This is a genomic window from Kordiimonas gwangyangensis DSM 19435 = JCM 12864, from assembly GCF_000375545.1.
GTDB lineage: Bacteria > Pseudomonadota > Alphaproteobacteria > Sphingomonadales > Kordiimonadaceae > Kordiimonas > Kordiimonas gwangyangensis.
The window spans coordinates 912,908-939,786 of record NZ_AQXF01000001.1; the positions used below are offsets into that span (position 1 = coordinate 912,908).

The 26,879-nt window shown below is 55.6% G+C and carries 29 protein-coding genes, 1 tRNA gene and 2 pseudogenes; 15 read left to right on the forward strand and 17 right to left on the reverse strand.

Annotation, left to right across the window (positions count from 1 at the left end):
- The first annotated feature begins 148 nt into the window (after positions 1–148).
- A complete protein-coding gene (locus B150_RS0104335) occupies positions 149–397 on the forward strand; it encodes a helix-turn-helix domain-containing protein (RefSeq protein WP_020398666.1) in 249 nt (82 codons plus the stop codon).
- Between the two features lie 189 nt (positions 398–586).
- Here the strand turns inward: B150_RS0104335 and B150_RS0104340 are convergent, their stop codons facing one another.
- Complete coding sequence (locus B150_RS0104340) at positions 587–1,414, reverse strand: Crp/Fnr family transcriptional regulator (RefSeq protein WP_162139649.1); 828 nt, start codon at positions 1,412–1,414, stop codon at positions 587–589.
- A 41-nt stretch (positions 1,415–1,455) separates the two neighbouring features.
- Entirely contained in the window at positions 1,456–2,331 is an 876-nt protein-coding gene (locus tag B150_RS0104345; protein ID WP_020398668.1) for a WYL domain-containing protein, read from the reverse strand.
- Positions 2,332–2,467: 136 nt separating this feature from the next.
- On the opposite strand from B150_RS0104345, the gene B150_RS0104350 reads away from it, so the two are divergent.
- From B150_RS0104350 to B150_RS0104375, 6 genes and pseudogenes are all read left to right on the forward strand, one after another.
- Positions 2,468–4,072 (forward strand): adenylate/guanylate cyclase domain-containing protein, encoded by a 1,605-nt coding sequence (locus B150_RS0104350; RefSeq protein WP_020398669.1) that lies wholly within the window; start codon positions 2,468–2,470, stop codon positions 4,070–4,072.
- Positions 4,069–4,890, forward strand: a complete 822-nt coding sequence (locus B150_RS23590; protein WP_025897839.1) for an E2 domain-containing protein — start codon at positions 4,069–4,071, stop codon at positions 4,888–4,890. The genes B150_RS0104350 and B150_RS23590 overlap by 4 nt, the downstream gene beginning before the upstream one ends.
- A gap of 189 nt (positions 4,891–5,079) precedes the next feature.
- Positions 5,080–6,453, forward strand: coding sequence for a hypothetical protein (locus B150_RS0104355; RefSeq protein WP_020398670.1), 1,374 nt, complete (start codon positions 5,080–5,082; stop codon positions 6,451–6,453).
- An 11-nt stretch (positions 6,454–6,464) separates the two neighbouring features.
- Positions 6,465–7,343 carry a DUF5591 domain-containing protein gene (locus B150_RS0104360; RefSeq protein ID WP_020398671.1) on the forward strand — a complete coding sequence of 293 codons (879 nt, stop codon included), beginning with the start codon at positions 6,465–6,467 and terminating at the stop codon, positions 7,341–7,343.
- A gap of 48 nt (positions 7,344–7,391) precedes the next feature.
- The gene (locus B150_RS0104365) at positions 7,392–8,465 is read left to right on the forward strand and encodes a tRNA guanosine transglycosylase family protein (RefSeq protein WP_020398672.1); all 1,074 of its coding nucleotides are present in this window, start codon (positions 7,392–7,394) and stop codon (positions 8,463–8,465) included.
- Between the two features lie 276 nt (positions 8,466–8,741).
- Positions 8,742–9,380: pseudogene (locus B150_RS0104375) on the forward strand (ATP-binding protein); the annotation flags it as partial.
- A 4-nt stretch (positions 9,381–9,384) separates the two neighbouring features.
- On the opposite strand, the gene B150_RS0104380 reads toward B150_RS0104375, so the two are convergent.
- Positions 9,385–10,422: a helix-turn-helix domain-containing protein gene (locus tag B150_RS0104380; protein WP_020398675.1), complete on the reverse strand. Its 1,038-nt coding sequence runs from the start codon at positions 10,420–10,422 to the stop codon at positions 9,385–9,387.
- Between the two features lie 239 nt (positions 10,423–10,661).
- On the opposite strand from B150_RS0104380, the gene B150_RS0104390 reads away from it, so the two are divergent.
- The 3 genes from B150_RS0104390 (at position 10,662) to B150_RS0104400 (ending at position 13,780) form a co-directional block, all read left to right on the forward strand.
- Positions 10,662–13,007, forward strand: a complete 2,346-nt coding sequence (locus tag B150_RS0104390) for a S8 family peptidase (protein WP_020398677.1) — start codon at positions 10,662–10,664, stop codon at positions 13,005–13,007.
- Between the two features lie 87 nt (positions 13,008–13,094).
- Positions 13,095–13,424, forward strand: a complete 330-nt coding sequence (locus B150_RS0104395) for a VOC family protein (protein WP_020398678.1) — start codon at positions 13,095–13,097, stop codon at positions 13,422–13,424.
- 2 nt (positions 13,425–13,426) lie between these two features.
- The gene (locus tag B150_RS0104400; RefSeq protein ID WP_020398679.1) at positions 13,427–13,780 is read left to right on the forward strand and encodes a hypothetical protein; all 354 of its coding nucleotides are present in this window, start codon (positions 13,427–13,429) and stop codon (positions 13,778–13,780) included.
- Positions 13,781–13,786: 6 nt separating this feature from the next.
- Here B150_RS0104400 and B150_RS19710 read toward each other — a convergent pair whose 3' ends face one another.
- From B150_RS19710 to hisB, 6 genes are read right to left on the reverse strand one after another with little or no spacing between them, the layout of a single operon-like run.
- Positions 13,787–14,797 carry a M23 family metallopeptidase gene (locus B150_RS19710; protein WP_020398680.1) on the reverse strand — a complete coding sequence of 337 codons (1,011 nt, stop codon included), beginning with the start codon at positions 14,795–14,797 and terminating at the stop codon, positions 13,787–13,789.
- Between the two features lie 13 nt (positions 14,798–14,810).
- Positions 14,811–15,137 (reverse strand): phosphoribosyl-ATP diphosphatase, encoded by a 327-nt coding sequence (locus B150_RS0104410; RefSeq protein ID WP_020398681.1) that lies wholly within the window; start codon positions 15,135–15,137, stop codon positions 14,811–14,813.
- Positions 15,134–15,901, reverse strand: coding sequence for an imidazole glycerol phosphate synthase subunit HisF (gene hisF / locus B150_RS0104415; protein WP_020398682.1), 768 nt, complete (start codon positions 15,899–15,901; stop codon positions 15,134–15,136). The genes B150_RS0104410 and hisF overlap by 4 nt, the downstream gene beginning before the upstream one ends.
- Positions 15,895–16,617, reverse strand: coding sequence for a 1-(5-phosphoribosyl)-5-[(5-phosphoribosylamino)methylideneamino]imidazole-4-carboxamide isomerase (gene hisA / locus B150_RS0104420; protein ID WP_020398683.1), 723 nt, complete (start codon positions 16,615–16,617; stop codon positions 15,895–15,897). The genes hisF and hisA overlap by 7 nt, the downstream gene beginning before the upstream one ends.
- Complete coding sequence (gene hisH, locus B150_RS0104425; RefSeq protein WP_020398684.1) at positions 16,614–17,270, reverse strand: imidazole glycerol phosphate synthase subunit HisH; 657 nt, start codon at positions 17,268–17,270, stop codon at positions 16,614–16,616. Before hisH ends, hisA begins: the two co-directional genes overlap by 4 nt.
- A 17-nt stretch (positions 17,271–17,287) precedes the next feature.
- Positions 17,288–17,887: an imidazoleglycerol-phosphate dehydratase HisB gene (gene hisB, locus B150_RS0104430; RefSeq protein ID WP_020398685.1), complete on the reverse strand. Its 600-nt coding sequence runs from the start codon at positions 17,885–17,887 to the stop codon at positions 17,288–17,290.
- Between the two features lie 193 nt (positions 17,888–18,080).
- Between hisB and hslV the strand changes: the two genes are divergently transcribed.
- The 3 genes from hslV (at position 18,081) to B150_RS0104445 (ending at position 20,458) form a co-directional block, all read left to right on the forward strand.
- Entirely contained in the window at positions 18,081–18,665 is a 585-nt protein-coding gene (gene hslV, locus B150_RS0104435) for an ATP-dependent protease subunit HslV (protein WP_020398686.1), read from the forward strand.
- Between the two features lie 2 nt (positions 18,666–18,667).
- Positions 18,668–19,978, forward strand: coding sequence for an ATP-dependent protease ATPase subunit HslU (gene hslU / locus B150_RS0104440; protein WP_020398687.1), 1,311 nt, complete (start codon positions 18,668–18,670; stop codon positions 19,976–19,978).
- Positions 19,979–20,080: 102 nt separating this feature from the next.
- Positions 20,081–20,458 carry a histidine triad nucleotide-binding protein gene (locus tag B150_RS0104445; protein ID WP_020398688.1) on the forward strand — a complete coding sequence of 126 codons (378 nt, stop codon included), beginning with the start codon at positions 20,081–20,083 and terminating at the stop codon, positions 20,456–20,458.
- Positions 20,459–20,470: 12 nt separating this feature from the next.
- On the opposite strand, the gene B150_RS0104450 is transcribed toward B150_RS0104445, so the two are convergent.
- The 4 genes from B150_RS0104450 to B150_RS0104465 form a co-directional block, all read right to left on the reverse strand.
- Complete coding sequence (locus B150_RS0104450) at positions 20,471–20,650, reverse strand: Trm112 family protein (protein ID WP_020398689.1); 180 nt, start codon at positions 20,648–20,650, stop codon at positions 20,471–20,473.
- 13 nt (positions 20,651–20,663) lie between these two features.
- The gene (locus B150_RS0104455; protein ID WP_020398690.1) at positions 20,664–21,329 is read right to left on the reverse strand and encodes an LON peptidase substrate-binding domain-containing protein; all 666 of its coding nucleotides are present in this window, start codon (positions 21,327–21,329) and stop codon (positions 20,664–20,666) included.
- 9 nt (positions 21,330–21,338) lie between these two features.
- Positions 21,339–22,280, reverse strand: a complete 942-nt coding sequence (locus B150_RS23550) for a tetratricopeptide repeat protein (RefSeq protein ID WP_020398691.1) — start codon at positions 22,278–22,280, stop codon at positions 21,339–21,341.
- Positions 22,281–22,405: 125 nt separating this feature from the next.
- Positions 22,406–22,936: a prolyl-tRNA synthetase associated domain-containing protein gene (locus B150_RS0104465; protein WP_020398692.1), complete on the reverse strand. Its 531-nt coding sequence runs from the start codon at positions 22,934–22,936 to the stop codon at positions 22,406–22,408.
- 192 nt (positions 22,937–23,128) lie between these two features.
- Here B150_RS0104465 and B150_RS0104470 point away from each other — a divergent pair.
- A tRNA-Gly gene (locus B150_RS0104470) sits at positions 23,129–23,203 on the forward strand.
- Positions 23,204–23,293: 90 nt separating this feature from the next.
- On the opposite strand, the gene B150_RS0104475 is transcribed toward B150_RS0104470, so the two are convergent.
- From B150_RS0104475 to B150_RS0104490, 4 genes are read right to left on the reverse strand one after another with little or no spacing between them, the layout of a single operon-like run.
- The gene (locus B150_RS0104475; RefSeq protein ID WP_155859925.1) at positions 23,294–23,977 is read right to left on the reverse strand and encodes a hypothetical protein; all 684 of its coding nucleotides are present in this window, start codon (positions 23,975–23,977) and stop codon (positions 23,294–23,296) included.
- A gap of 15 nt (positions 23,978–23,992) precedes the next feature.
- On the reverse strand, positions 23,993–24,199 hold the full coding sequence (locus B150_RS23595) for a DUF1289 domain-containing protein (protein ID WP_020398694.1): 207 nt from the start codon (positions 24,197–24,199) through the stop codon (positions 23,993–23,995).
- Positions 24,199–24,411 carry a SlyX family protein gene (locus tag B150_RS0104485; protein WP_020398695.1) on the reverse strand — a complete coding sequence of 71 codons (213 nt, stop codon included), beginning with the start codon at positions 24,409–24,411 and terminating at the stop codon, positions 24,199–24,201. The genes B150_RS23595 and B150_RS0104485 overlap by 1 nt, the downstream gene beginning before the upstream one ends.
- Positions 24,408–26,213 carry an AMP-dependent synthetase/ligase gene (locus B150_RS0104490; protein ID WP_020398696.1) on the reverse strand — a complete coding sequence of 602 codons (1,806 nt, stop codon included), beginning with the start codon at positions 26,211–26,213 and terminating at the stop codon, positions 24,408–24,410. Before B150_RS0104490 ends, B150_RS0104485 begins: the two co-directional genes overlap by 4 nt.
- 232 nt (positions 26,214–26,445) lie before the next feature.
- Between B150_RS0104490 and B150_RS23600 the strand changes: the two are divergent.
- Positions 26,446–26,730, forward strand: a pseudogene (locus B150_RS23600) (PAS domain-containing protein); the annotation flags it as partial.
- Positions 26,731–26,879 lie beyond the last annotated feature (149 nt).

Sequence of the window (26,879 nt, forward strand, 5' to 3'; positions counted from 1 at the left end):
CAATCAAAACCCGGAGTGCATCCTTGATTGCATTAGCGGTTTGTCGCTGGTCGGTGGCCATATCATATCGTGTCATTAGGTAAGAATATTCGAAAATCGAATACAACGCAATATCGATTAGTAGGTGTGGGAAAGGAGCCAATGCCCAATGTCCCGCATCAAGACGTTACGCTCGCCTGCTCAGATGGAGTTGCAAAAGCTCCTGAAGGCGGCTCGTGTTCAAGCAGGGCTATCTCAGCTAAGCGTTGCGGAAGGAATGGGGTGGAGGCAAGCTGACATCTCGAAGGTTGAAGCAGGGGAACGCCGACTTGATGTTGTTGAGTTTGTGCGCATGGCCAGAGTAGTCGGCTTTAACCCAGACAAAATACTTCGTATGATCGATGCGGTTCTCGACTAGGTGAATTCAACCTATCATGGTGGTTAATTATTGCACCCTTATGCCGCATATATCGATCTGGAGTAGTCGCTGTGGAGGCGTCAGGCCGCTCCCAGTAAAAAGCGGGTTGAAGGCCATGTGATCGGTCGTCGGGCGAGTTCCGCTCTGTTCCCGGTGTCCTGTTTCAAATGGGTAAAAGTGCATTTGCCGCTAGTTAATATGCCTGTCCATATAGGCGCACATCAATCCGAAGAGCACGATCGGCGCTGTCACCACCAAGCTCGAAGCCCAGTCCCCTCCGGTAGCATCTATTACGACATTTAATTTGGTAATACCGTGATCGACGTCAAAGCGCACGAACTTGTCGGTCCCAATAAAAACAATAGTCGCACAAAGTGCAGTGTTGAATGAGCGCCGATACGCGTACGCGGGGTTGTGAAACAACACAATGATAAAGGTTAGCAATCCCGCAGTAATTGACCCAAGTACTCTTGCCTCGAGTGACCAATCTATCGGCATCAGCCACCCAGCTAGGACGCCGCTCAATAGGCCTATAACTAGCCCCCCCGCTAGCCACTGCCAGGAATTATTTGCCTCAGCAGTAGCCTTGGCTGCAAGTTGCTCTCGTTGTCGGCTAAAACGTTCCTCATTGAGGCGTTTACAGAAGCCGTCGTACTGATCTAGCAACTGTTTGAATTTTGCGCCAGGGACGCGAAGCACGGTTAATTCCGCCGACCTGACGAAGACATCTGCGGTCCGAGGGTGACCAGAGTCCATTGCAGCCATCTCACCAACTTGGTTAGGAGAAGAGCGTATGGTGATGCGCTTAGACTTTACGAACACATCGACCTCACCAGCGATCAAGAAATATACGTCTGTATCGTGGTGCCCTTGAGAAATAAGCTTCTCGCCCTTCTGAAAATGGGCCAGTTCTCCAATTTTTATCAGCTGATTTGCGATAGCTTCATCACCGCCAACCGCTCTATTCTTGCACAGGATTTGAAGGAGTTGCTCGGCGCCATGATCTCGATCGAACATGCCCTCATGAGTTCTGGATGTTGCGAATCCGAATTTTCGAGCTAGCCTCTGCGCCCAATACATTTCTCAATTTCCTCGATATTCTCAATCGTCAGCAGGTAGCTGCTTTCGTTTCTCATTACCTCGTCCTTCACCTTGCGAGGGTCAAATCCGAAGTTTCTCAAATAGTAAAATAGCATTGCCTGTCTAACCGAAAGGTGAAGCTGTCCACCTTCCATATTATACTCGAGTTGCAGTTGTTGTGCTTTTGCTGCGGGAAGACTAGGATCTGGACGAAGAATTACCGTGATATGAGTATTCCAAGAAGTGTCCTCGGGAAGCTCCCTGTCCAAAACTTTTGTTAATTCGACTTCCATTAGTCGAGATAGCACAAAGTCTGAATATCGCGCGTTTTCAAAGTCAAAAGCTCTTACGTGCCAACGATGGCCATCGCACCCTAGGGCGTGAGGAAAAAGCGTACGAAATTCTGTATTGTCCGAAGCCATTGAGACATAGCGGCCACGAACACCAGCTTTGTTCCTTATGGCTGTTAATATCGTCTCGAGGGTGTCTGTCCTGATTTCGCGTGATGGTATATTCACCGCTTCAAAAGTCGGAATCTCATTAATCCAGGTCTCATCAACTGAAACATGCCTTCGGCTTATCATGTCGAGATGATGAAGGTACTCTGCTGCCGTGCCCTCGGCAAAACAGGATTCGAAGCGTTCAGTAGGAATATATGTCTTTCGCCTTGGGTCGTAGACCATGTTGTTAGGGCAAGTGTCAGCATAGGCGGTCAAATCTTTTGTGGCCTGCTGAGGCGAAATCAAAAATTTATCCTGCAGCTTCTTCCGGCCGACGCCACCTTCCCACTTCAATTGGAACTCAATAAACTCAAATCGTTGTCGGACATTCTCTCTTACATCTAGTCTGCTCATGACGCCTCCAAAATACATCCAATTAATAGTATATTGACATTTTATACAATGCTACTATAAAATAGCATCATTCAAAAGAATCGGTGCGCGAATAGATGGGGGGGCTTGATGCGCTAGCAAAACCAAGGAGGCCACGTTGCTTTGGCGTAAAGACGTAGCGCAAAGGCGCATTGACAAGCTGATAAGAGAGGCACCTGCAGTAGATGTCCGGAATTTTAGGGACGACTATTTGCCTCACTACAAACTTCGCGCAGCCATGTTGCAAGCTGAGAGCAAGGCCGTCGCGCCACCACTACATAACCTTCCCAAGAGTAGCGCGGTGCTGGTTCAAACCATTCAGATTTATATCTGCATTACCAATTACGACGATTTCCGGCTAGAAAGCGGATCCGAGACCGCATCGTCTCATGACCGCGCCTTAAGATTTCTACACCTGTATTATAGTGCATGCGATCGATCTACAGAGGGCACGGACGCCCAACGCGTAGACTTTCATGGTAGCCGCATGCATGCTGTGGTTATTGATGAAAATGGGGACAGCAACCCAGAGGAGGCGATCGCAGAAGCCTTATCCTTTGTGCTCCGTTTTCAAAAAGTGGCCGAACAAGCAAATCGTCAACTTGCGAGGAATGAATTCGACGCAAGAATTCGGGTCGGGATTGATGTTGGCCCATGCGTTGCCATCAACAATGGCACTGGCAACGAGCAGGAGCCGTTGTTCTTGGGTAGCGCAGCCAATCATGCTGCAAAGCTGGCTGCGGGAACTGAGCCCGGGGTGTTCGTGTCTGATGCGGTACGCGCAAGGCTGAGCTTAGTGCAGCTAGGCGCCCTAGAGCATAAAAAACCCCTTAGTGATCTTGATATTTCGCGGGTACTTACTCGTCAGCAAGAACGCGACTTAAGTTTGAGGGCACAACCTCGCAGCGGCCCATCAACTGATAATATAGTCGAGAAATGGAGAGAGGAGATCGCCAATCGCGATGTGCCAGACCCAGTGATCGCTCGCTTTGCGTTCCATTACAAAGCGCCTCCCCTGAAAAATATTGATTATGGCGAGTTGTCACCGAGCAACTCAATCCGGATGCCGCTGGCGTCGGTATTTGCGGATCTATCCGGCTATACAGCTTATATAGATAATGCGATTGCCCAAGACAGCATCGCATTGGCTGTAAAGGCGCTTTATGTAATTCGCGCCGAGTTCCAAAATGTAATTGAGCAAGACTTTGGTGGACGCAAGGTACGCTTTATTGGAGATTGCATCCATGCACTGCTTGCGGAGGGTTCCAGTACCACTACCGATGACAAGCTTAGTGTGCAACGAAGCCTAGAGTGTGCGGGTGCGCTGCGTTCTTCCTTCGAGCTTTGCCAAACATCTTTGCCCGGACTCAGCTCACTCGGCCTAGCCATTGGCCTAGAGTTCGGAGCGACACCGGTCTCGCGAATAGGGATCCGAGGCTTAAGATCCGTTCGGGTGGCGTCCAGCGTCGCAACAACACGCTCGGAAAAAATGCAACGTGAGTGTGGACATAATGATACGCGAGTTGGCCCAGCGATGAGTTTATTGATCCCAGCGTCTGTTCGGGACCTATTTGATGGTGATTGCTCGACTTCAGATCTTACATACGACGATATTGCAACTGCCATGGGTTCGTTTGGGGTGCAAATCAGTGCGCCAAGCTATATTCCATCACCTCCCCGAAATACAGGAAATGTATCGAGAGCGCACTGCGACATTTCATGACCTCCATTTCATTTCTCCAGAATGCGGCACCGCCTTGGGTTTCTGCGCTTGAGCGAGGTGAGAAAGGACTTTCGTTTCGTGCTGCGCCGCCAAAGCCAAGTGGGGCGAGCACCCGGCAATATTCGCTGGTGATTTCAGAAACGAGTGGGGGGAAAGTGGCAGTGCGTGAAGGCGAAGGTGAGCGATTGCTTCCGAAATGCTGCCCTGAACGACACATCAATCCTGGGGGTTCATTTTGCATCTTTCTCAGCTCAACTGCTGCGATCCTGGGGCCGGAGCCAGCGGTTGATTGGTGGAAGTCCTTGGGCGATTTCCTCGTAAATCAGGATTACGCCAATAAGCACCGCAGGTGGCCCATAACTGCCCAGCTGAGCCACGGAAGCGCTGCGGAATTACAGCTGAAGATGGAGGCTATTGCTGATCGACTGGGTTGGCGCGACGAAATTCTTTCGGGAATCTTCAGGCACCAAGGGTGGCTTGGTGGAAAGCTGCCAAAACTAAGGAAAAAAACTTCGAAGTTGGTCAACGGGCGGGCACCGTGCCCTCGCGAATGCCATCAACTGCACTCACCATTTAAGAAGCATAGCTGTGGTATCCAGAAATGCGCGGGCAATTGCTATAAGTCACATAGACATAAGCTCAGACGCGCGTGTCCTCACCGATCCGACATCGAGCAGCTAATTATACTCGAGAGCGAACGCCGCCGGCTGGATACAGAGTTTACCAAGTCACTTAGGAAAGATAATTACAGCTGTTGTGGTACCATGGCATACTGTCCGCTAGCGGACGAAGACAATGGAAGAGAAGAACGTTCCTAGAGCCACAAGCGGATATGCCTGTAAACTCGTAATAACCTCTTTCAAGAACAGCATTTCAGATCATCGAAATAGCTTGAATATCGGACGGACTTCAGCATGTTCCGCCTATGTTCTTTTTTCTGGCACGCACGCTTGCAATGATCCATAAAAGGTTGCAAAAATAAACAAATAAATTGTTGAGGGATTCCAGTGTCAATATTTAGCGCAGCAATCCAGCTATTCTGGGGTGGGGGGCGAGCTTTAGTCCCCTTAAGGAAGTGGCTGAGCTGGTCTTCGCAACAAGAGCAGCAGTTGGGATCATTGGGCCTTTTTTTTAGCGTGCTTGACCGATATCCATACAAATTGACTATGTTAGTTCATATAGCAGGGGCAGCGGCATCCGTTATATATTTTGCCAAAGAGTTTAGCCTTGTTGAAAAAAGTATTTTGGGAATTCCGGCATCTATACATGACCACTTCCAGAGCATTTTTTTGGCGTGGCTAATTTTTGCACTCTTGGATTTCTTGGCGTTCATACCAGCGCTGCTACGACTGGTTTTTGGCAGTTTTGCCGTGACCCGAAATACTTATGGGTGGGCGAATGCGTCATGGCATGCGGAGTATAAAGAACATGCCACCGCAGTCATCCCGAACGACACCGATCACATAGAAGGCGTAGCGGGCAATATTATAGATGTATTAGTCACTAGTTCTAGCAACCCCAACCGCGCAATTCGTCCTGAAGGGCTGACCGATGAGGTCGCCGCAAATATTCTATTCGTCGGACACATTGTTGAAGCGAGGTTTCAGCACGAGCACCAATGGCTTAAGGAAACGGAATGGACTGCATTCTATCAAGAGCTTGGTGCCTTGGCACTAATTGATAGCGATTTGTTCACTTCCAAGGGCATTGCTAGCCCAATCTGGCAAGATAAAAGCTACGCCTTCACCCTTGCAGAAGCGATAGGAGGCACCGAAACGCGCGGTATATCGGGTTTGTTGAGGAGAGAGGCGATTGCAACATCTATAAATGAGTCCGTTGACGAACTCAGGCGAAACTATAGTGGTTCGGCGCTGAAACTAGCGACGGGATTCTGGTACAGTAATGGTAGTCCTAAGAAACTGGAAAGCAACTTGAAAAAGTTTCGTTGGTTCGCGGCAAAGGGCATGCGACGTCAGTTTTTAAAACTTACCATTATTTGGAATCTACATCCTCACATGAAACGCCCAAAAGTATTTGCTATTCCTTTCAATGCAGGAATGGCGCGGTATCTATTGGACAGAAGTGTCATGCGCACAACCGCGAAATTTTTTAAGTATGAAGAGGAACAATTTCAGATTTGCTTCGACCTTTCAATGAAATCGCTGCTTGAGACAAGCCTTTCAATGCTGACGAGAAGTAATACCCCAAATGTAAAGAACTGGCGGCTTGCACGAGAAGCGGAAGCGGAGAAGCTTAAAGCAGATCCCAATTGGTACATCACCTATCGTATAGACCAATATATCTATCATCTTGGAAAAACCCCAGACGCAAATGGTTGGCAAATAGATCACGACAACAAGCAGATTAAGCTGTCTATCTAGGGGGGGGCCAATTGAGCGCGTTCAATCGGGTTGACTATCGGGAGCTACGAAGAGATTGGTACGCAAACGGCGACCTCATGTCTCGCTTTATTCGGCGCGCGGTTCAGGGCATGAAAGAAAACACAGATAATTTTCAGTTCATTAATTTTCCGAAGACTTGGGTGGCGCTATTTGAATATTTTGGCCTAGATTGGAAAAACTCTACTGATGTCAACACATATGTTCCATTCATCTCAGGGCTTACAGAAGAAACACTCATTTATGAAATAGAGGCCGCGAAAAGAAATGGGCAATTAAGGTTGTTGCTTGAGGCCGTCGCGTCTGTTGATGTGACAATTTCAGAGACACTTCAACGTATAGACGAAGCATCATTAGGCCCAATAAATCCAATTTCGGAAGTTAGAACTTCATATGACGAGCCAATAATTCTTTCCAATTGGCATTCTTATCTACGCCCTGACATCCGACGATTTGAGGCGGAGGTGCCAACACTTGAGCAGCAAAACAAAAAGATTCTGCTTTTGCCGTGCGGGAAAAAACGCCCTTATCATCAATCGCCGACCTACAAGAATCTTACGGGTCGGCTATTTGAGGCAGGGTACGACCTAGAAGATTATGATCAAGTAGTGGTCACTTCTCTCGGCTTTATTCCTAAGGAGACCTGGGAGCATTCTATTGTTATGAGGTATGATACGGGGGTCCGTGACCTATATAGAATGCTGGTTATGGGCCGTCGGCTGTTGAAAAATTGCTTTTATGAAGAGGCCCTAGATTGCTTGAGCTTTCGCCCATACAGAGACCTAGTTAGCATTCTTGGCATGGAGGGTCATTTTAAAAAAATTCAGCGTCCGAACGGGCTACGGGTAAGAACTATCCCAGTCTATCGATAAGGTCATCACCTCCAACAGCTTGTTTACGCACGGGAATGACACCCTCCTATGTTTGAATTTTTGCATGCGCCCACCAAGCACTCAAAGGAAAAAAAACTTCAGTTGTGGCTTGGTCAAAGCGTGCGCGCCCGCGTTGTAAGCGCAGAGTTTGATGAACTCAAAGGTCAGCCTTTGATGCTGAGCCTAGGGGAGGCGGTACATAGGCCACAATACCTCCAAAAGATATTCTCTAAGCCACTAAAGCCGCAGTTTGGAGTGGATGGTCCATTGATGCTGGATTCAGGGGGCTTCACCATGATGACAAACCCCGACGGCGCTTTACCAATTCAAACTATAGCGGATGTGTACCGAGGTACTGATGCAGATCTATTTATTTCCTTAGATTTTCCACCTGGATTTGACGAGACGGAGCAGGAGCGATCAGACAAATATAGACGAACTCAAGAGAATTTGGAGTTTCTTCTCAAGGAGCTTGGAACGGAGAAACTAATTCCGGTAGTGCATGGGCGAACGATTGATGAAGTATCAGCAAATATTGATGTGATAAAGGCTAGATCTAGTTCTTGGGCTTGGGTTGGTGTGGGTGGAATAGTGCCCCTGCTCCGGCAAAAAAATGATAGCCGGCTATCTGATGGAAGACATGCCCGAGAACACGTGTCCTCAATAGTCAGACAGACTAAAGAGGCGTTTCCTGAACACAACGTTCATGCTTTTGGTGTAGGCGCACCGTCAACAATTATATCTTTAATGGCGCTTGGTGTGAATTCCGTGGACTCTATCGGATGGCGCTCAGCTGCTAATTTTGGCACAATTTATTTGCCCGGCCGCCCCGCACGCTTTCCTACAAAGTCTGGTATAAAGACACGACACACTCGTCCTGCGCTAACCGAAGCAGAGATTGAGCTCTTGGAGAATTGCTTGTGCCCGATCTGTAAACATTGCTCATCGGTCGAGGAGCGCCTTGCGAAACTCAACTCTTCCTACGTGCCCCGCGCGGCTCACAACGCGTGGGTGGTTCTAAACGAGGTCAGATCATTGGAAAGTGCAATAGCAAGCGGCGAGCACCATCACTTCCTCAGCTCACGGTTGCCAAGTCATTGGTGCAGTTTACTCAACCTTTGATTACTCCAACCATCAGATCGTTCGCGGTGGGTCGTTTCCGGATAAGAGAACCAGCTACTGGTCTATGTATCACCGCCTTTTTTTACAATAACATCGTACTCGCTCTGTCAAGGTAACCGCTTCGCGGCGGTCTTTGACCGACCTTGACTGCCGCTGCGTTCGCTGTTCTTCTGAAATTGGTCGGGACGGAAGGATGGTCTTTATTAGAGTCGAACAAAAGGATGCACAATTGAGCACCAGTCACGGATAAAATGGACGACTTATGTCCTAGAACGTAAAATCCCGGAGTTCAATAGAAACGCGCTTGAAGCGCTCCGCCAGCCCCTTGAAAGCGGTGAGGCGGCTGTCGCGCGGGTGCAGGCCCATGTGGTCTATCCCGCCCGCTTCCAGATGATTGCGGCGATGAACCCGTGCCGGTGTGGTTATCTGGATGATCCGGCACTGGCGTGCGGTCGTGCGCCTAAATGCGCGGTGGATTATCAGTCCAAAATATCCGGCCCGCTCTATGACCGCATGGATTTGCATGTGGATGTGCCAGCGGTCTCGGCCCGCGACCTGAGCTTGCCTGCGCCGACGGAAAAGTCGGCCGATGTGGCCGCGCGGGTGTTGGCCGCGCGCGAAATTCAGGCTGAGCGGTACACGCGTCTGGGTGCGCCCGCCGCCGTGCGGGTCAATGCGCGCGCCGACGGCAAAATCCTTGAAGCTGCCGTGGCGCTTGATGCCAGTGGCCGCACGCTGATGGAACGTGCGACCGACCGCATGCGCCTCTCCGCCCGCGGCTATCACCGGGTTTTGCGCGTTGCCCGAACGCTCGCAGACCTTGAAGGTGCAGCAGATGTCGCCGGCAACCACATCGCGGAAGCCCTCACCTACCGTCGCATGAGTCCGCACATCGCCATGACGGCAGCGGGATAGCACATCAACCTTGTGTTGGTTCACTGCTTTGCAGCTGTGTCTCACGGAATGCTGAGGGTGTCAGGCCTGTGAAGGCCTTGAAGGCGTCATTGAAGGTGGATTTGGTCCCAAAGCCCGCCTCCATCGCAATGTCATAGACGGATTGGTCCGCCCGGGCATGGTCCGCAAGCAGGTGTTTGGCCTCTTCAAGGCGATATTCGCGCATATAGGCGCGGAAGCTTTTCCCCGCGCACCGGTTGACGGCATTGGAGAGCTCCCGCGGGGTGACGGCCAGCATGTCTGCCACGGTGTCCAGCTTCAGTGTGGGGTCAAGGAAAGGGCGATCGGTCAGAAACAATGCATCAAGACGGTCGAACACATCTCGGTCGAATGCGCTTGCCGGCGCTGTTGCTTTGTCGCTGGCTGGTCGTTGGTCGAGATAGACTTCCGGGCGGATGAGCGCCCACCACATCAGGCATAGCGTCACAACGTTCGAAGTGATGACCTTGATGATATCAACCGCGCTGTCGGGCGGCAGCGGCATGCCTAACACCATCTGAATATAGCCTAGAATATTCAGCACAGACCCGGATGCGGTTGCCATAACGACGGCCGAGAGCCAAAGCAGGCGACCTTCACCCGCGAGGCTATGGCGGTTTTGCACAAGTGCTGCGGCAGCGGCAATCATATAGATGAGCCGCAGCGCGGAACAGAGGGCGGCGATGGCGGGCACCTGCTGGGTCGAAGCCCATACAAGCGTTGGCACAAGCACCAGCGCAGGCAACAGATGCAGCGGTGAAAACAATCCGGTCGCACCGGATATCTGGGTGCGCACCAGCCACCAGACGATAGGCCCGTGAAGGCACATAAGCACCAGTGAGGCGGCAACAGGCCCTGCGGAATTGCCGGTTATGTAAAAGATGAGGAAGGGTAAGCTGATGACCGCAACAAGCGCAAAGGTGATACGCACTGCCACGGGCGCCCGGAATTTGACAGCGAATGCGGTCAGGAAAATACCGAGCAGCACATTGACACATGCCAGCACCAGATAGATCAGTGTCACCTCTTTCCTCCCACCCGCGCCTGATAAGACTTCATACCAGCGGAACAGACCCCCCGCGTCCATAACTTAGGTTTAAAACCATAACCGATTTCATGTTTTCGGACGACCCGAACAGGCGCGGACATGTCTGATCGCGCCAACACACAGCGTTGGAGGGAGCGTTTATGGGGTATCGGCATGTGGTTTCGGTTTTTCTGGTATTGGTTCTGGTATCTGCCTGCGGGGGAGGCAATGGGCAAGTGACTCCACCCGTAGTCGCACCGCCCCCTTCACCAGAACCAGAGCCGCCAGCCCCTGATTACAACACGGAGGAATTCCGGGGTAATCCGGGGCTGGCGGAAATCGGGGCCCTCAGTGCCTATGAAGCGGGATATTTCGGGACCGGCGTCACCATTGCACTGCTTGATAGCGGCATTGACGACCAGCACCCTGATCTTGATGCCAATATCCACCCTGAAAGCCGTGATTTTGGCGGCAACGGTGGCGCACTGTTTGACGACACCATGTATGACATCAGCGAAAACCCGAACATCATCACCTCGGTGATCCACGGCACCGCTGTGGCTGGCATTATGGTGGCTGAACGTAACGGTGCCGGCATGCACGGTGTGGCGCCCGAGGCACAGGTTCTTGCGCTCCGCATGGACCTGCCGGAGCTGGCGTCATGGGGCGGCAAGGACCTCAACCAGGCGGCGGTGGGGGACGCCATTGACCACGCCATTGCCAATGACGCCAAAGTGCTGATGGTAGAATGGGCATTCTGGGACGAAAGCGCCAATCAGTATGCCGGGGCCGAGCATCAGATCGATGAAGCCTATTATATCGCGCAAGAATACCGCGAGCCTATCCGCGCGGCCTTCCAGCGCGCCATCGACGCGGGCATGCTGATTGTCATCCCCGCAGGTAATGAGTATGGCAGCGCGCCAACCGCCTTCATTTCCCAGCTTGGCCTTGAAGAAAAGAACCGGGGCTCGGTCATCATTGTGGGCTCGGTGGACCGTGAACAACAGATTTATGACCGCTCCAATCGCGCAGGTTATGCACAGGATTATTATGTCGTGGCACCCAGCCGGGTTACGACGACGGCCCCAACACGTGGTATTGGTGAGGGGCGGCCACAATGGGCCGGTACATCAAACGGCACCTCCTTCGCAGGGCCGCACGTCGCCGCGGCGGCCGCGCTTCTGATGCAGGCTTTCCCGAACCTCACAGCTGCAGAAGTCGCCGAGATTTTGTTTGAAACTGCGCGCGATCTTGGCGCTGTCGGCACGGATGAAATATACGGCCTTGGCATGATCGACCTCGCCGCAGCCTTTGAGCCCAGCGGCGAGCTTGCGGCCATGACGCGCGCCGGTTCGCCCGTGACAATGGCCAACACCATGATTGAGGCCAGCACCGCTTTTGGTGACGCATTTGACAAAATGCCAACCCTTTTGCAGGTGGTCGCGCTCGACAGCTACAGAAGGGCTTACCGGCAAAACCTCGCGGGCGCTGTCACCAGCCGCCGGGTCGGGCCCAATGTATCCGGTCTTCTGGATCAGGTTGCCAGTCATGGCTGGAGCCGTGTTTCGCTTTCGGATGATAGCCAGTTCTCTTTCTCCTACACAGCGCCCGCGCGCCTGGACCACGCGCTTATGGACGCGCTTCCCTATGCTGCACGCACTGCTCAGCAGGAAATTCGTGATGTCAGCTTCGCTTTCAGCCAATCGGTGGATGCACGTACCGACATCAAATTCAGCATGGGCCGTGGTGGTGTCAGCGCTTTTCCATTGGCCGGCGGTTCACGCACCGCGCGCAGCATTGTCGGTACGGACGTATCTATGGATGCCTTCTCTACTCTCTACCGCTCGTCCCGCGCCTTGGGACTCACCCGGCAAGTGGGCAAGGGTGTGACCTATAGCGCCAGCATTGCACAGTATGAAACTCAGGGTGAGGGCGGCGAGACCCTCTTCACACCAGCGGGCAGCCCGCGCGCCCGAGCTGCTGCGGTTGCGCAGGAACTGGGTTGGCGCGGGGCATCATGGCGGCTTGCACTCGGTGGTGGCATGATGGAGGAAGCGGAAGGTTTCCTCGCCTCTCGCTCTGGTGGGGCACTCAAGCTCAGTAGTGGCAGCAGAAGCTATTATGTTTCTGCGTCTGGTGAAAAACACTGGGTAGGCGGTTGGTCACTGCGGGCGCGGTACACTGTTGGCAGCACCAGCGCGCGTATGGCAGAGGACAGTTTTGTTGAAGCCGTCACGCCCCTTCGCACCAAGGCATTTGCAGCGCAGCTCATGAAACAGGGTGTGTTGGCCTATGCGGACCGGCTGGTGCTGTCGGTATCCCAGCCGCTTGCCGTTACCTCCGGCAGTTTCACCGCTTTTTTGCCGCTGTCGCAGGACCGGCGAACGGGTGATCTTGTCTACGAACGTGTGATTGGTCAGCTCGCGCCAGACGACCGACAGAAAGACTTTGAACTGATGTATGAATTCGCTGCCCAGGAGAGTGGGTTCACCCTCAGGGCAAATATGCTCTATCAGCAAAACCCGGGGAACAGGGCCGGTCAGCATCATGCGTTCCTGCTGCAGGCGGCGTTGCCCTTCTGAGCGTCTTGCCCGTTTACGCTTGAAAGGGACAGTGTGTTGGACAACACTGTCCCTATCGCATATTTCAGGCGGAGGGGGACAAACACCATGGATCTGGGCATTTTTTCAGTCAGCCTGGCGGTCAAGGATATTGGCGCATCGCGCAAGTTTTATGAAACGCTTGGCTTCAAGGCCGAGCATGGTGATGAAGCCCAAAAATGGCTGATCATGATCAACGGTGACGCCAAGATCGGCCTGTTTGAAGGTATGTTCGAGGACAATATCCTCACCTTCCACCCGCTCGATGCCCGCACAGTTGAGAAAACCCTGCGGGAAGCCGGTTATAGCATCGACAAGGGTGCTGAAGGTGACGAGGGGCCGTGCCATACGGTGCTCAAGGACCCGGACGGCAATGTTGTCATGTTCGACCAGTTCTGACCATGCCAAGAAGTCTGCGTTATATCGTTGGCATCCTTGCCATGGCTGCCGCCCTTATCATTGTGATTTTCATGCCGGCGCCGATGGCATGGGCCGCGCGCGCGGCGCTTTTGGGGCCGTTCCTTGCCATGCTGTGGCAGCGGCGGCGCTATAACATGCTGCTGACCAAACAGGTCTTTGCCTCTGCACTGCTGGCCGGGTTCGCCGGTGTTGCGTATCTGGCATTTGTAAACTGGTCCGCGGGTGGGGCATGGCCCACATCGTTCACGATTACCGCCAGCCTACCGGTGGTGATGGCACTGCTGGTCACCTTCAGTTTTCATCACCTGACCATGGGCACAGGCCGCATGGCTTGATGCACCCTAGCGCACACGAAACTCCACCTTCTGTTTCCGGGCGTCCTCGCCTTCCCGGGTTACGGTCAGGTCGCCAGTCCAGATGCCCGGCGTGAAGCCATCATCCGGGCGCTTGCGACCGATGAACTGGTAGTAAAACTGCTTCCCGTCATCGAGTGTTACTTCCTGCTCCACAAATATTTCGCCTTTGGGGTCCTTGATGCGCAGGTGCCACGTGTCGCCGGTCTCGGTGAACATGGCGCGGGCGGTCATCACAAGAGCGGGGCTATCGTGGTCAACCTCCGCCACTCCTGCTTCCCAAACGGTTTCCCTGCTGGGTGGGGCTGTGTTGATGCTGAGGTCAAAAAGCGTGATGGGCTCGTAAGGGATGTCCACGGCCCACAGGATAGGGCCACTGGCGTCGCAGTGGTCATTCATGCGGCTACTGTCAAAGGGGTCAATCACGTCACCGGCGCGCCGCAGGGTATAGTGAAGGTGCGGGTATTCGGTCTGGCCCGACAGGCCGATTTCTCCGACCTTCTGCCCTTTTGTGACGGTGTCACCCTGACGAACGGTGATGCTGCCTTTCTTGAGGTGGCAATACTGGCTTTCATCACCGTTTTCATGGGCGATTACGATGCCGTTGCCACATTCCTGGTCTTCGACGGCGTCATCACCCGTTTGTCGCACCGAAATATCATCCACACCGTCACGTAGGCGCAGAACGCGACCGTCCTGGACCGAGAGCACATCCACACCTTCTTGCATGCGGCCAAGGTCATTCACGGCGATATCGGTGCCCTTGTGGCCCGACTGCGTATGGGCACCGCACAGATAGTCACGCGCCTCACCTGCCGTGCCGTGGTCCACATAGCGCGCGACCCAGCAATCGTCGCCCAGCGTACAGGCAACAGGGAAGGCAAGGCCGTTCGGGTTTTGGGGTGGCGCGCTTTTGCTTTTTTCACCGCAGCCGGAAAGGATCAGGGGCACAAAGGCAAGCGCAGCTAAGAGGTGATGTTTTCTTGAGCGGCTTGCCATGTGCTGTCTCCCTTTATGGTGTGCGGCTTGCCTTCTCTTCGAGGCCGGAGAGGCCTTCACGGCGTGCGAGCTCAACTGCTACATCGCCGAGCGAAAGGCCACGCGCATGGAGGAGCACCATCAGGTGAAAGAGGAGATCCGCGCTTTCCGCAACAAGCTCCCCATTGTCACTGGCGGCGACTGCCATGGCTGTCTCAACCGCTTCTTCACCCACCTTCTGCGCGATCTTTTTGTCACCTTTATGGTAAAGCCGCGCGACATAGCTTTTTTCCGGGTCTGCGGATTTGCGCTCCTCAAGCAGCGCCTCAAGCTTCGCCAAGGTCTCAAGCGTGTGTGTCATGCCACTGTCTCCCGTACCGGAATGCCGGCCGCGGCCATATGGGCCTTGGCCTCGGCAATGGTATAGTCGCCGAAGTGGAAAATCGAGGCGGCGAGCACAGCGGACGCATGTCCGTCCCGCACGCCTTCCACGAGGTGATCAAGCGTGCCCACGCCGCCCGATGCGATCACGGGGATTGGCACTGCGTCCGAGATTGCACGCGTCAGCTCAATGTTGAAGCCTTCGCGGGTGCCGTCCCGGTCCATGCTCGTGAGCAGGATTTCACCGGCGCCTAACCGCGCGGCTTCCTTGGCATATTCCACCGCGTCAATGCCCGTGGCGGTGCGGCCACCGTGGGTGAATACTTCCCATTTGCCGGGCGCGACCGCCTTGGCGTCCACAGCGACAACGATGCACTGCGCGCCAAATTTCTCCGACAGCTCGCCAATAAGCGCGGGGCGGTTGACGGCTGCGGTCATGACAGAGACTTTGTCCGCGCCCGCGAGCAGCAGTTTGCGTACATCTTCCGCCGTGCGCACACCACCACCGACCGTGAGCGGCATGAAACAGGCTTCAGCCGTGCGGCTGACGACATCCAGAAGGATATCGCGCCGTTCAGATGAGGCGGTGATATCAAGGAAGGTAAGCTCATCAGCGCCCGCGGCGTCATAAACACGGGCTTGCTCCACCGGGTCACCGGCGTCAACAAGGTCAACGAAGTTCACGCCTTTGACGACACGGCCATCCTTCACATCAAGGCAGGGGATAATGCGGGCTTTCAGCATTTGGCGACCCCCAGCGCGGCCTTCAGGTCAAGCCGCCCGTCATAGATGGCGCGGCCGGTGACCACACCCTCAAGGTTACCCGCCGATTTGACCGCGTGGATATCGTCAATATCCTTCACACCACCCGAGGCAATCACCGGGATCGATACCGCGTTTGCGAGCAGGGATGACGCACCCGCGTTCACACCCGTCAGCGTGCCGTCACGGTCGATGTCGGTGTGGATGATGGCGGTAACACCAGCGTCCTCGAACTTCATCGCAAGTTCGGTGACTTCCAGCTCGCTTGCCTCTGCCCAGCCTTCAACGGCGACCATGCCGCCCTTGGCGTCAATGCCAACCGCGATCTTGCCGGGGAACAGTTTGCAGGCTTCCTTGACGAGCTCCGGGTTCTTGACCGCGAGAGTGCCGAGGATAAGGCGCGAAATGCCTGCCTCCAGCCAGCGTTCCATGGTGGCAATGTCCCTGATGCCGCCGCCCAGTTGCACGGGCACGTCTGTGGCCTTCAGGATGGCTTCCACAGCCGCCGCATTCACCGGCTCACCCGCGAAGGCGCCATTGAGGTCCACCAGATGCAGCCAGGTGCAGCCCGCGTCCACAAACTCCTTCGCTTGTGCGGCAGGGTTATCGTTAAAGACCGTGGCGGCATTCATGTCGCCCTTATACAGGCGCACGCAGTTGCCGTCCTTGAGGTCAATGGCGGGATAAATCGTGATCATGGCTGCCACTCCAGAAAGGCTGCGAGAAGGGCGAGGCCGACAGCCTGGCTCTTCTCCGGGTGGAACTGGGTGCCGACAATATTGTCGCGCCCGACGATGGCGGTTACTCGCCCGCCGTGTTCGGTGGTGGCGAGGAGCGCATCGTCTGTCGTCAGCTTCATATGATAGCTGTGCACAAAATAGGCGTGGTCACCGGGCCTGATGTGTTTGCACACCGGGTGCGCGGCGCCCGCGGGTGTCAGCGTCAGCTCGTTCCAGCCCATGTGCGGAATTTTGAGGGCGGGGTCAGATGGGATCATCTGTTCCACCACGCCGTCAATCCAGCCAAAACCTTCATGCACCCCGTGTTCATGGCCTTCATGCGCTGTAAGCTGCATGCCCACACAAATACCAAGGAAGGGTTTGCCTGCTTCCAGCACAGCTTCTTCGATGGTATCAGCGAGGCCTTCGATGGCCATAAGTCCCCGGCGGCAGTCGCCGTAAGCGCCTACGCCCGGCAGCACAATACGGTCGGCTTTCGCGATGAGTTCCGGCCGGTCGGTCACAATAATCTTGCGGTCAAGGCCGCTATCAAGTGCAGCCCGCGTCAGCGCCTTTTCGGCAGAACGCAGGTTGCCCGAGCCATAATCAACGATGGCAACGGTTTCTGTCATCTTTGGTCCCCGAAAGATTAGAGGCTGCCGCCGAGCGTGCCTTTGGTGGACGGGACAGCATCTGCCTTGCGCGGGTCAATCTCCGTCGCGGTGCGGAGCGCACGGGCAAGCGCCTTGAAGCTGCTTTCAATGATGTGGTGATTATTCACACCGTAAAGATTTTCCACATGAAGCGTCACACCAGCGGCGAACGCAAAGGCGCGGAAAAACTCCTCAAAGAGCTCCGTATCCATCTCGCCGATCTTGTCGCGGCTGAAGTCCACCTTCCATACAAGGAAAGGACGGCCGGAGATATCGATCGCAGCGCGGGTAAGCGTCTCGTCCATCGGGATATAGGCACTGGCGTAGCGCGTGATGCCCTTCATGTCGCCCAGCGCTTTTTTAACCGCAGTACCGATCACGATGCCGCAGTCTTCCGTGGTGTGGTGACCGTCAATGTGCAGGTCGCCCTTGGCGCGCAGGGTGATATCCATCAGCGAATGTCGCGACAGCTGTTCGATCATATGATCAAGAAAACCAATGCCGGTATGGACATCGTACGAACCCGTACCGTCCAGATTTACCGTCACGGAGATTTCAGTCTCCTTGGTCTTTCTTTCACATGATGCCGTGCGCATTCTTTGCTCCGATTGCGTATTGAGGCGCGAAAACCAGTTTTCACGCCGGTTTCAAGTCCCTATGCCTTTAGGGTTAAAGTGCCTGAAACGCAAGGCTTTATGGGCCTTTTCCGCCTATTTGCTTGTAACCGCCCCGTTCGGTTCATATATCCTTTCGCAAAGACAAAGAGCGCAAAAGGAAAACTAATCTCCCATGACCCAGTTCAATTCGGAACTCCCCACATGGCATGCCACCACCATCTGCAGCGTGCGCAAAGGCGACAAGGTTGTGATCGCCGGTGACGGCCAGGTGTCGGTTGGTGACACGGTAATGAAGGCCAATGCGCGCAAGGTGCGGCATTTGGCGGGCGGCAAGGTGATTGCCGGTTTCGCCGGTGCGACCGCAGACGCCTTCACGCTGTTCGAGCGCCTTGAGGCCAAGCTTGAACGCCACCCCGGCCAGCTTGCCCGCGCCTGTGTGGAGCTCGCGAAAGACTGGCGCACGGACAAATACCTGCGTCAGCTTCAGGCCATGATGATCGTGGTTGATGAAGGCACCAGCCTTGTGGTCACCGGTAATGGTGACGTGCTGGAGCCCGAGCACGGCGTGGTCGCCATCGGCTCCGGCGGGAATTATGCGCTTGCCGCTGCGCGCGCGTTATACGACCAGGACCTGAGCGCTGAAGACATCGCGCGCAAGGCAATGAAGATCGCGGCCGATATCTGCGTCTATACCAACAATAATATTGTGGTCGAGACGATGGACGCGACCACCAAGAAATCCGACAGTCAGGAGTAACTATGTCCAATTTTTCCCCGCGGGAGATTGTCTCCGAGCTCGACCGTTTCATCATCGGCCAATCGGACGCGAAGCGTGCCGTGGCTGTGGCGCTGAGGAACCGCTGGCGCCGTCAGCAGCTTGACGGCCAGATGCGTGACGAGGTGCTGCCGAAGAACATCCTGATGGTGGGGCCCACGGGTGTCGGCAAGACCGAGATTTCCCGCCGCCTCGCCAAGCTTGCCGAAGCGCCGTTCATCAAGGTTGAAGCCACCAAGTTCACCGAGGTCGGCTACGTGGGCCGCGATGTTGAACAGATCATTCGTGATCTGATTGAAAATGCGATCCTGATGCTGAAGGAAAAGCGCCGCAAGGAAGTGGCTGCGAAGGCGGAAATCCACGCCGAGGAGCGCGTGCTTGATGCGCTTGTGGGTAACGGCGCGGGTGACGCCACGCGCCAGAAGTTCCGCAAGATGCTGCGTGAGGGCGAACTGGCGGACAAGGAAATCGAGCTTGATGTGGCAGACACTTCCAGCCCGTTCCCCCAGTTCGATATTCCCGGCATGCCGGGCGCCAGCATGGGCATGGTCAATCTGGGTGACATGTTCGGTAAGGCCATGGGCAGCCGCAAGGTGAAGAAACGCCTGAAGGTCGCGGAAGCCTATGAAGTGCTGATGGCCGAAGAGGCCGACAAGCTGGTGGACGAAGAATCTGTGACCCGCGACGCCATCAGCCTTGTGGAGAACCACGGCATTGTCTTCCTCGATGAGATTGACAAGATCTGCGCGCGGCAGGACGTGCGCGGTGGTGACGTGAGCCGCGAAGGCGTGCAGCGTGATCTGCTGCCGCTGATTGAGGGCACCACGGTTTCCACGAAATACGGCGCGGTGAAGACAGACCATATCCTGTTCATCGCCTCGGGTGCCTTCCATCTGGCGAAGCCATCGGACCTGCTGCCCGAACTACAAGGCCGCTTACCGATCCGGGTCGAGCTCCGTCCGCTCACGGAAGAAGACTTCAAGCGCATCCTCACCGAGCCTGACTATAGCCTCATCCGCCAGTATGTGGCGCTGATGGGCACCGAAGACCTGACGCTTGAGTTCACCGACGACGGCATTGACGAAATCGCCCGCATCTCCGCCCACTTCAACGAGACGGTCGAAAACATCGGCGCCCGCCGCCTGCATACGGTGCTTGAAAAAGTGCTGGAGGAAGTGAGCTTCACGGCATCCGACCAGAGCGGCACAACCATCAAGGTGGACGCAGCCTTTGTCACCAAGAACATGGGTGAAATGGCGGTAAAGGACACCGACCTTTCGAAGTTCATCCTTTAAGGCACACAGAAAGTTTCATGACGCCCCAACTGCCCGGTGGACGCCGCGCATTGGGGCGTTATAGTTTCTGGCGAGAACAGACAAGCAAGCGGAGAGCATTTCATGGCGTATGACGAGAATAATATTTTTGCGCGCATCCTGCGGGGCGAGATTCCGTGCAAGAAGGTCTATGAGGATGATTTCGCGCTCGCCTTCCATGACATCAACCCGCAGGCGCCCGTGCATGTGCTGGTGATCCCGAAGGGGCCTTATGTCTCCATGGCGGATTTCACGGCACACGCGCCGGAGGAGCTTGTTGTGGGTTTCATGCGTGCGGTCGGCAAGACGGCGGATGAGCTTGGGCTGGTGGAGCCGGGGTACCGCACGCTTGCAAACGCGGGTGAGCACGCGCACCAGGAAGTGCCGCACCTTCATATTCACATCTTTGGTGGCAAGCCGCTTGGCCCCATGCTCATCAAGGGCTGGGAAGGCACGATCTAAAGCCTTCAGGCTTTAAAGCTCACGCGCCTCGTCGGTCAGCAGGATCGGGATACCGTCCCGGATCGGGAAGGCGAGGTTTGCGGCCTTGCTGACAAGTTCCTGGCGTTCGGCGTCATACTCAAGACGCTGTTTGGTGACAGGGCAGACAAGAATTTCAAGAAGCTTGGGGTTGGTGCTGCTGCGCTCGCTCATGGGTTCGCTCCGTCTAGTGGGCGGCTGATGGGCCGTCGCCCCTCATGCTGCTTGTCGCTGCCATCGTCAACAGGTTTCTGAGAAGCGCCGAGCGCATATAAACCGTTTCGGCCTCCAAGAGCGCCTGTTTCTCCGCTGCGCTGAAGGGCACGATCATCGAGAGCGTGTTGACGAGGATATCATCAGGTGCTTCGGCGATGGCGCTGAAATCAGCGTCCAGCCCCTTGAGGTCAAGGAAGGCCTTGAGCGAGGTGAACAGCTCCTCCCGCTCCACAGTCGTGGTTTTGCCGCCGCCCCATGGGTCGTCCGCGAAGGGAGCCCAGTTGGCGCGCACCTGCCGGTAGGGTGTGGTGACGCTCAGTTCTTCCTCCACTTCGAAGCGGGAAATGCCCTTGAGGCGGATGAGGAAACGGCCATCGCCGGTTTCCTTGAGCTCCGAGATCATACCTACGCAGCCGACGTCAAAAAGCTCTGGCTTTTTGCTGTCGTCATCCTTGTGACGGGGTTGGATCATGCCGATAAGCTTGTGGCCGCTTTCCGCGTCGCGCACCATTTTAAGGTAACGCGGCTCAAAAATGTTGAGCGGCAGGCTCGCGCCCGGCAGCAGCATAACGCCCGAGAGCGGAAAAACAGGGATGACGGACGGCAACTCTGGAAAGTTATGCTCTTGGTCCGTCACACCGGGCTCCTAGCTGAACAATACGGAAGACAGGCGGCGCCTGTACTTCACGGTGAAGGGGTCCGCAGGTCCCTGCGCTTCAAAAAGCTTCAGGAGCTGCTTGCGTGCCGCATCGTCGTTCCATTCACGCTCGCGCATGATAATGCCTAGGAGCGCTTCAGCGGCTTTGTCGAGCTTGCCCTGACCCTGATAGGCAAGCGCGAGGTTATAGCGCGCCTCATGGTTCTGCGGATTGGCATCCACCTCCGCTTCAAGTGCGGCCGCGTCACCGGCTCCTTCCGCTTCCGCGGCGAGGTTCAGCGCCGTTTGTATACGCGCCACACGCTCTTTCAGTTTAGCGTCCTCGACAGCATTTAGATCGACCGATGCAAGGATTTCACCGGCCTGCTCACCCTGGCCCAGTTTGAGCGACGCTTCGGCGATACCGATCAGGGCATGCACATTGCCTTCATCATATTCCATGATGCGCTGGTAAAGCTGGCCGGCTTGCATGTATTCGCCCGCGTCCATCAACTCATCAGCGTGCGCGAGAGCCTCCGCGAGCGGGTTCTCCTCCTGGCCACCACCGGCACCGCCGGACATTTTCACCAGCTGGTCGATAAACTGCTTGAGGTGTGACGGCGGCACAGCGCCCTGGAAGCCGTCCACCGGCTGGCCCTGCCAGAAGGCAAGCACTGTCGGCAGGCTCTGGACCTGAAGCTGGGCGCATAGGGTCTGGTTTTCGTCGGCATTCACTTTCACAAGGGCAACAGCGCCGCCTGCGGCCTTCACCGCGGCTTCAAGTGCAGGCATCAGCTGTTTGCACGGCCCACACCAGTCAGCCCAGAAATCGACAATGACCGGACGGGTGCGCGACGCCTTGATAACGTCGTCGCCGAAGCTGCGGATGTCCGCATCCTTGATCATGTCTGTATCCGGGGCCATTGCCCCATTGCCGACGATAGGTTCCATTCTACTACTCTTGCTAAACAGTGACAGCATGGCGGGCCATACCCGCTTTTGGCGACCATAGGCGGTCGCGCCGGTCAATTCTAGTGGCGAATGATGAAAATTTCTTGGCCGCCGGGCCGCTTTCTTTATTCGCCGTCAAAGTTCACGAGCACTGCTTCATAGCCGCAGGCCCGTACAAAAGTCATCAGATCATCAGGCTTGATCGCGGTTGTTGCGGCGTTATGGAGCGGGTGAATATTGATAAGCTCTGCATCAAGCAGGGCGCTATCTATGGCGAAGACAAGAGGAGGCGTCCCGCCGCCTTCTACCCGCGCATTAAAAAGACCAAAAGGTGTGACAGAACCAGGCTTTACACCGAGATAATCCTGCAGGCTGTCCGCGCTGCCAAACGAAAGGCGGCTCAGGCCGATGGCGTCGGCAAGTGAGGCAAGGTCCACCTTGCGGCTTTCTTCAATGGTGACAAGCGCACGGCGCTTCTTCTTGTCCCGCACAAAAAGGTTTTTGGTGTGGGCACCGGGCATGCCGCCGTCTGCGCTGACGCGTGCCACCTGCGCCTCCTCGACAGTGAAAACCGGGTCGTGACGGTAGGTTAGGTGCTGGATGCCAAGCTGGTCAAGGAAGGCCAGAAGGGACTGCTTGTCAGGGTGCGATTCCATCGAATTTTTCCATCAAATAGTGGTCAGCCGAACCGGGTTTCCAGTAAAACATAAATGATTTCATGGCGTTGACGCAATTTCATAAAAAAATAAAAAAAGGTGTTGCAAAGGGAAAGCGGATAGCTATTATCCCGCCACGCAGACGGCACCGCCGCCTGTTACCCCTACAGCCGCAAGGCTGTTACGCGATGAGCGGGCGTAGCTCAGGGGTAGAGCATAACCTTGCCAAGGTTAGGGTCGTGAGTTCGAATCTCATCGCCCGCTCCATCTTCTCCCTCGGGGGAAATGCGGAAAAGGCCGTCCCTCGGGGCGGCCTTTCGTGTTTCTGCAGTTTTCAAAACATAAGTCTTCAAACCATTAGCGCGGCGTGAAGTAGCGCACCATGCCGGCATCCGGCTCGCTCAGGAACTGCAACCACTTAAGCAAATTGTTCCGATCGGCATATACCCGAAGCTTTTGCGGATACCAGTTAAAGGCATACCGAACATTTTCTTTCAGGATTTCACGCTCCTTCACGGTCATGAAGTCATAAAGAAGAATGCCGAAATGGATCCGCTCTGACATGGCGTAGGGCGCCATGGGGGCCACCTCGATGGACTTCTGCCAGGACTGTACCGCATCGGCATAATGCGCGGGCCCCTGCAGGTATCGTGCGCGGGTCAGCAAAAGCCACCCGTACGCATCGATGGGTGCGATACTGAGCGCTTGAACCAGTTCACGCTCTGCACCCGCGTATAGTTTGGCCTTGGCTTCATCACCTTCGGCACTTTGGGCTTTGGCTAGAAAGGCAAGGGCGAGCTCAATACGCGACTTGGGGCGATCAGCGAAGCCGAGCGCGGCTGTGCGCGTGCTTTCGACCATCTCGATTGTGGGCAGGTCGGGCACGGCGCCGCTTCGCAGCAACTTCGCACTTTCATTCCCCGGCACGCGTGACAGCTCAGACATCAGTTGCGGTAGCGCAAAGGCCAGCATCACAAGGGACGACAGGCCGATCAGTGCGGTCATCATGCGTTTGCGAGGGGATATTTTGCTACGGCGCATCGAAAATCCAGCTGGTTACCTGCCCGCGCCACCGGCCGCGGCGATGCGGTTCAGGATGGCGCGTTTCATATCGTTGCTTGCGCTCGACCAGCAGGCAATCTCATCCCGGGTGCGCAAGCAACCGGTGCAATATTGCCCGCTTGGGTCCAGCTTGCAAACCTTTGTGCAGGGGCTGGCCACTTCATCAGTGCTTCGCGAGTATGCAGCAGAGGTCCTGGTCATCAATAGTGAGGCGGCGGTGGTTCGCCCTTGGGGTCCCGCTGCCCGGCTTCCATATCGGCCACATCGCTTTGCACACGGTCAAGCGCGCGGGACAGCCGGTCGATGGCCGCCCACTGTTTGGTGACGGTATCATTGAGGATGTCGATAGTTTCCTGCTGGAAGGCAAACTTCACCTCAAGGTCCGCGATACGCTCGTCAAGTTTGTCGGTCATGCGTCTTTCGCTTTCCCGCGGTGATAAAGGGCCTCGAGCCTGTCGCCGTACACGCCGCCCACCACATGCCGCCTCAGTTTCAGTGTCGGCGTAAGCTGTTCATTCTCAATAGAGAACGGCTCTTCGGCCACAATGAATTTGCGCACCTTTTCAAGGTTCGAGAGCCGCGCGTTGATACGGGTCACTGCCTTGTCAATCGCGCGGTGAAGATCGGTATCGCTACTGAGGTCAATGCCGTCCGGGTTCTTGCCTGCTTCCTTCGCCCAGCCCCGCACCCATTCGGCGTCCGGCACAATAAGCCCAACGAGGTGGGGCTTGCGGTCACCATATACCATGGCCTGTGCAATCTCGTCCTCAAGCGCCAACATGCCCTCGATCCGCTGCGGGGACACGTTATCGCCCTTGTCGTTGACGATAATGTCCTTCTTGCGGTCGGTGATCATCAGGTGGCCGTCTTCATCGAAGCAGCCGATGTCGCCGGTGTGCAGCCAGCCGTCAACGAGGGTTTTCTCGGTTGAGCGGTCGTCGCGCCAATAGCCCTTCATCACCAGTTCGCCACGCACGAGGATTTCACCGTCCTCGGCGATGCGCACTTCGGTATTTGGGAATACAAGACCCACGGTATGCGCCTTTGGTGCCGCCGGCGGGTTGACCGAGATGATCGGCCCGGATTCGGTTTGGCCGTACCCCTGCAGGAGCGGCAGGCCAAGCGCCTCAAAGAAATAGCCTACATCGGGCGCGAGCGGTGCACCACCCGACACGAGCGCCTTGATGCGACCGCCAAACTGGCCTCGTACTTTACGCCGCACAGTGAGGGTGAGGAAAAAATTCTCAAGCTTTTCAAAAAAGCCGAGCTGCTCGCCCTTCGCGACCTTGGTGCCAAGTTTGATGGCGCGGGTAAAAAGCTTGGCTTTGGTGCCGCCTTCCTTCTCGATCGCACGGCTGATGCGGGTGCGCAGCATCTCAAATAGGCGCGGCACCACCACCATCACGGTTGGTTTGGCTTCCGCCATATTGGTTGCCAGCTTTTCAAGGTTTTCGGCGTACCAGATTTCAGCGCCGATGGTCAGCGGCCAGCACTGGCCGGCCGTGTGTTCGTAGGCATGGCTGAGCGGCAGGAACGAGAGGAAGGTGTTCCCTTCAAGCCCGAGCTCTCGGAAAATCTCAATCGCACCCTCGGCGTTATGCAGGATAGCGCCGTGGTGGGTTTTCACACCCTTCGGTGCGCCGCCGGTGCCGGATGTATATATGAGGCAGGCGATATCGTGGCGCGAAACATCCTGTGCGCGCTTGCGGTAGTGGTCCACATCGGCCTGCTCGGCGGCCAGCACTTCGTCCCAGTGATGCAAACCCACATTGACCTGCTGCTCCAGCTTCACAGGTTCCATGGTGATGGCATGCTCAAGCTCGTCTGACTGGTGCGCGGCTTTGAGGAACGTGCGCGCGAGCTGTTTGGTGGAAACGATTGCCGCCTTGGCGCCGCTGTTCTCGAGAATATGCAAATGGTCGCGCGCTGTGTTGGTCACGTAAGCCGGCACCGTGATCGCGCCTGTCGCCATGATGGCGAAGTCGGCAATCATCCACTCGGGGCGGTTTTCCGAGACCAGCACCACGCGGTCGCCGGGCTCAACGCCTAGGCGTTCGAGCGCGCGGGCCAGTTTTGTGATGGTTTCCGCGACTTCACGCCAGCTCTGCGATTGCCAACTGCCGCCGCGCTTCGCGCATAAAAGAGGCTTATCCCCAAGCTTTTCGGCTTGGTCAAAAAACATCGCGGTCAGGCTTTGCCAACGCTTGTCCGGCATTTTGTCGTCTCTCCCACTTATGCCCCCTTCCCAAGGGTTCGCTCTTTTTGGCGCAAAATCGTTGAGGGGGCAAGCGCAGATGGCTGTCAGCGCTGTCAAAAGCCCGTGTGGTGGTGCGTTCACAAAAAGTTGTCTCTTTGTGCCCGATCTTTCTTGCAAGTGCAGGATGAGGGTGCCATACCCGAGCCATGCGACACGGTGTTGACGCGCAAACGGATTACGGTTGTTGGCCATGAACGGCACGCAAGAAGATCAATCTGACGATATTCGAGAAACCGCCCGCGCCGAAAGTGGTCCGGACGACTTTTCGACCTCCGAAGCCGACGCCCACGAACGCCGCCTGCATTTGCGCGCCTTCGATTATTGGCATGCGCTCAAGGGTGACCGCACCTATCCCCTATTCAAAGACCTGAGCCCGGCGGGCCTCGCACCCTTCAAGAAACACAGCCTGCTGCTGGAGTTCAGCGTGTTTGGTGCCACTGTGCGTTTCGCCGGTGACCGTATTGTCAGCCTGATGGAGACAGAGGTAACACCCGGCGCCCGGCTTGAGGATCTGCCGCATTCCCCGTTCGCAAGCGCGCTGCTTGGCCAGTTTGAAGATGCCGAAGCCCGCACCCGGGCCGCAGAATTTGAATTTGTCGAAGACTTCCTTGATTGCAGGGGCAT

Coding starts and splice junctions, on each gene's coding strand:
- B150_RS0104475 (WP_155859925.1), bottom strand. CDS start 23,977: ATGCGCCGTAGCAAAATATCCCCTCGCAAACGCATGATGACCGCACTG.
- B150_RS23595 (WP_020398694.1), bottom strand. CDS start 24,199: ATGACCAGGACCTCTGCTGCATACTCGCGAAGCACTGATGAAGTGGCC.
- B150_RS0104410 (WP_020398681.1), bottom strand. CDS start 15,137: ATGACACACACGCTTGAGACCTTGGCGAAGCTTGAGGCGCTGCTTGAG.
- hisH (WP_020398684.1), bottom strand. CDS start 17,270: ATGACAGAAACCGTTGCCATCGTTGATTATGGCTCGGGCAACCTGCGT.
- B150_RS0104450 (WP_020398689.1), bottom strand. CDS start 20,650: ATGAGCGAGCGCAGCAGCACCAACCCCAAGCTTCTTGAAATTCTTGTC.
- B150_RS0104335 (WP_020398666.1), top strand. CDS start 149: ATGTCCCGCATCAAGACGTTACGCTCGCCTGCTCAGATGGAGTTGCAA.
- hslU (WP_020398687.1), top strand. CDS start 18,668: ATGTCCAATTTTTCCCCGCGGGAGATTGTCTCCGAGCTCGACCGTTTC.
- B150_RS0104445 (WP_020398688.1), top strand. CDS start 20,081: ATGGCGTATGACGAGAATAATATTTTTGCGCGCATCCTGCGGGGCGAG.
- B150_RS0104340 (WP_162139649.1), bottom strand. CDS start 1,414: ATGTTCGATCGAGATCATGGCGCCGAGCAACTCCTTCAAATCCTGTGC.
- hslV (WP_020398686.1), top strand. CDS start 18,081: ATGACCCAGTTCAATTCGGAACTCCCCACATGGCATGCCACCACCATC.
- hisA (WP_020398683.1), bottom strand. CDS start 16,617: ATGATCACGATTTATCCCGCCATTGACCTCAAGGACGGCAACTGCGTG.
- hisF (WP_020398682.1), bottom strand. CDS start 15,901: ATGCTGAAAGCCCGCATTATCCCCTGCCTTGATGTGAAGGATGGCCGT.
- B150_RS23550 (WP_020398691.1), bottom strand. CDS start 22,280: ATGGAACCTATCGTCGGCAATGGGGCAATGGCCCCGGATACAGACATG.
- B150_RS0104490 (WP_020398696.1), bottom strand. CDS start 26,213: ATGCCGGACAAGCGTTGGCAAAGCCTGACCGCGATGTTTTTTGACCAA.
- B150_RS0104400 (WP_020398679.1), top strand. CDS start 13,427: ATGCCAAGAAGTCTGCGTTATATCGTTGGCATCCTTGCCATGGCTGCC.
- B150_RS23590 (WP_025897839.1), top strand. CDS start 4,069: ATGACCTCCATTTCATTTCTCCAGAATGCGGCACCGCCTTGGGTTTCT.
- B150_RS0104365 (WP_020398672.1), top strand. CDS start 7,392: ATGTTTGAATTTTTGCATGCGCCCACCAAGCACTCAAAGGAAAAAAAA.
- B150_RS0104395 (WP_020398678.1), top strand. CDS start 13,095: ATGGATCTGGGCATTTTTTCAGTCAGCCTGGCGGTCAAGGATATTGGC.
- B150_RS0104345 (WP_020398668.1), bottom strand. CDS start 2,331: ATGAGCAGACTAGATGTAAGAGAGAATGTCCGACAACGATTTGAGTTT.
- hisB (WP_020398685.1), bottom strand. CDS start 17,887: ATGCGCACGGCATCATGTGAAAGAAAGACCAAGGAGACTGAAATCTCC.
- B150_RS0104485 (WP_020398695.1), bottom strand. CDS start 24,411: ATGACCGACAAACTTGACGAGCGTATCGCGGACCTTGAGGTGAAGTTT.
- B150_RS19710 (WP_020398680.1), bottom strand. CDS start 14,797: ATGGCAAGCCGCTCAAGAAAACATCACCTCTTAGCTGCGCTTGCCTTT.
- B150_RS0104465 (WP_020398692.1), bottom strand. CDS start 22,936: ATGGAATCGCACCCTGACAAGCAGTCCCTTCTGGCCTTCCTTGACCAG.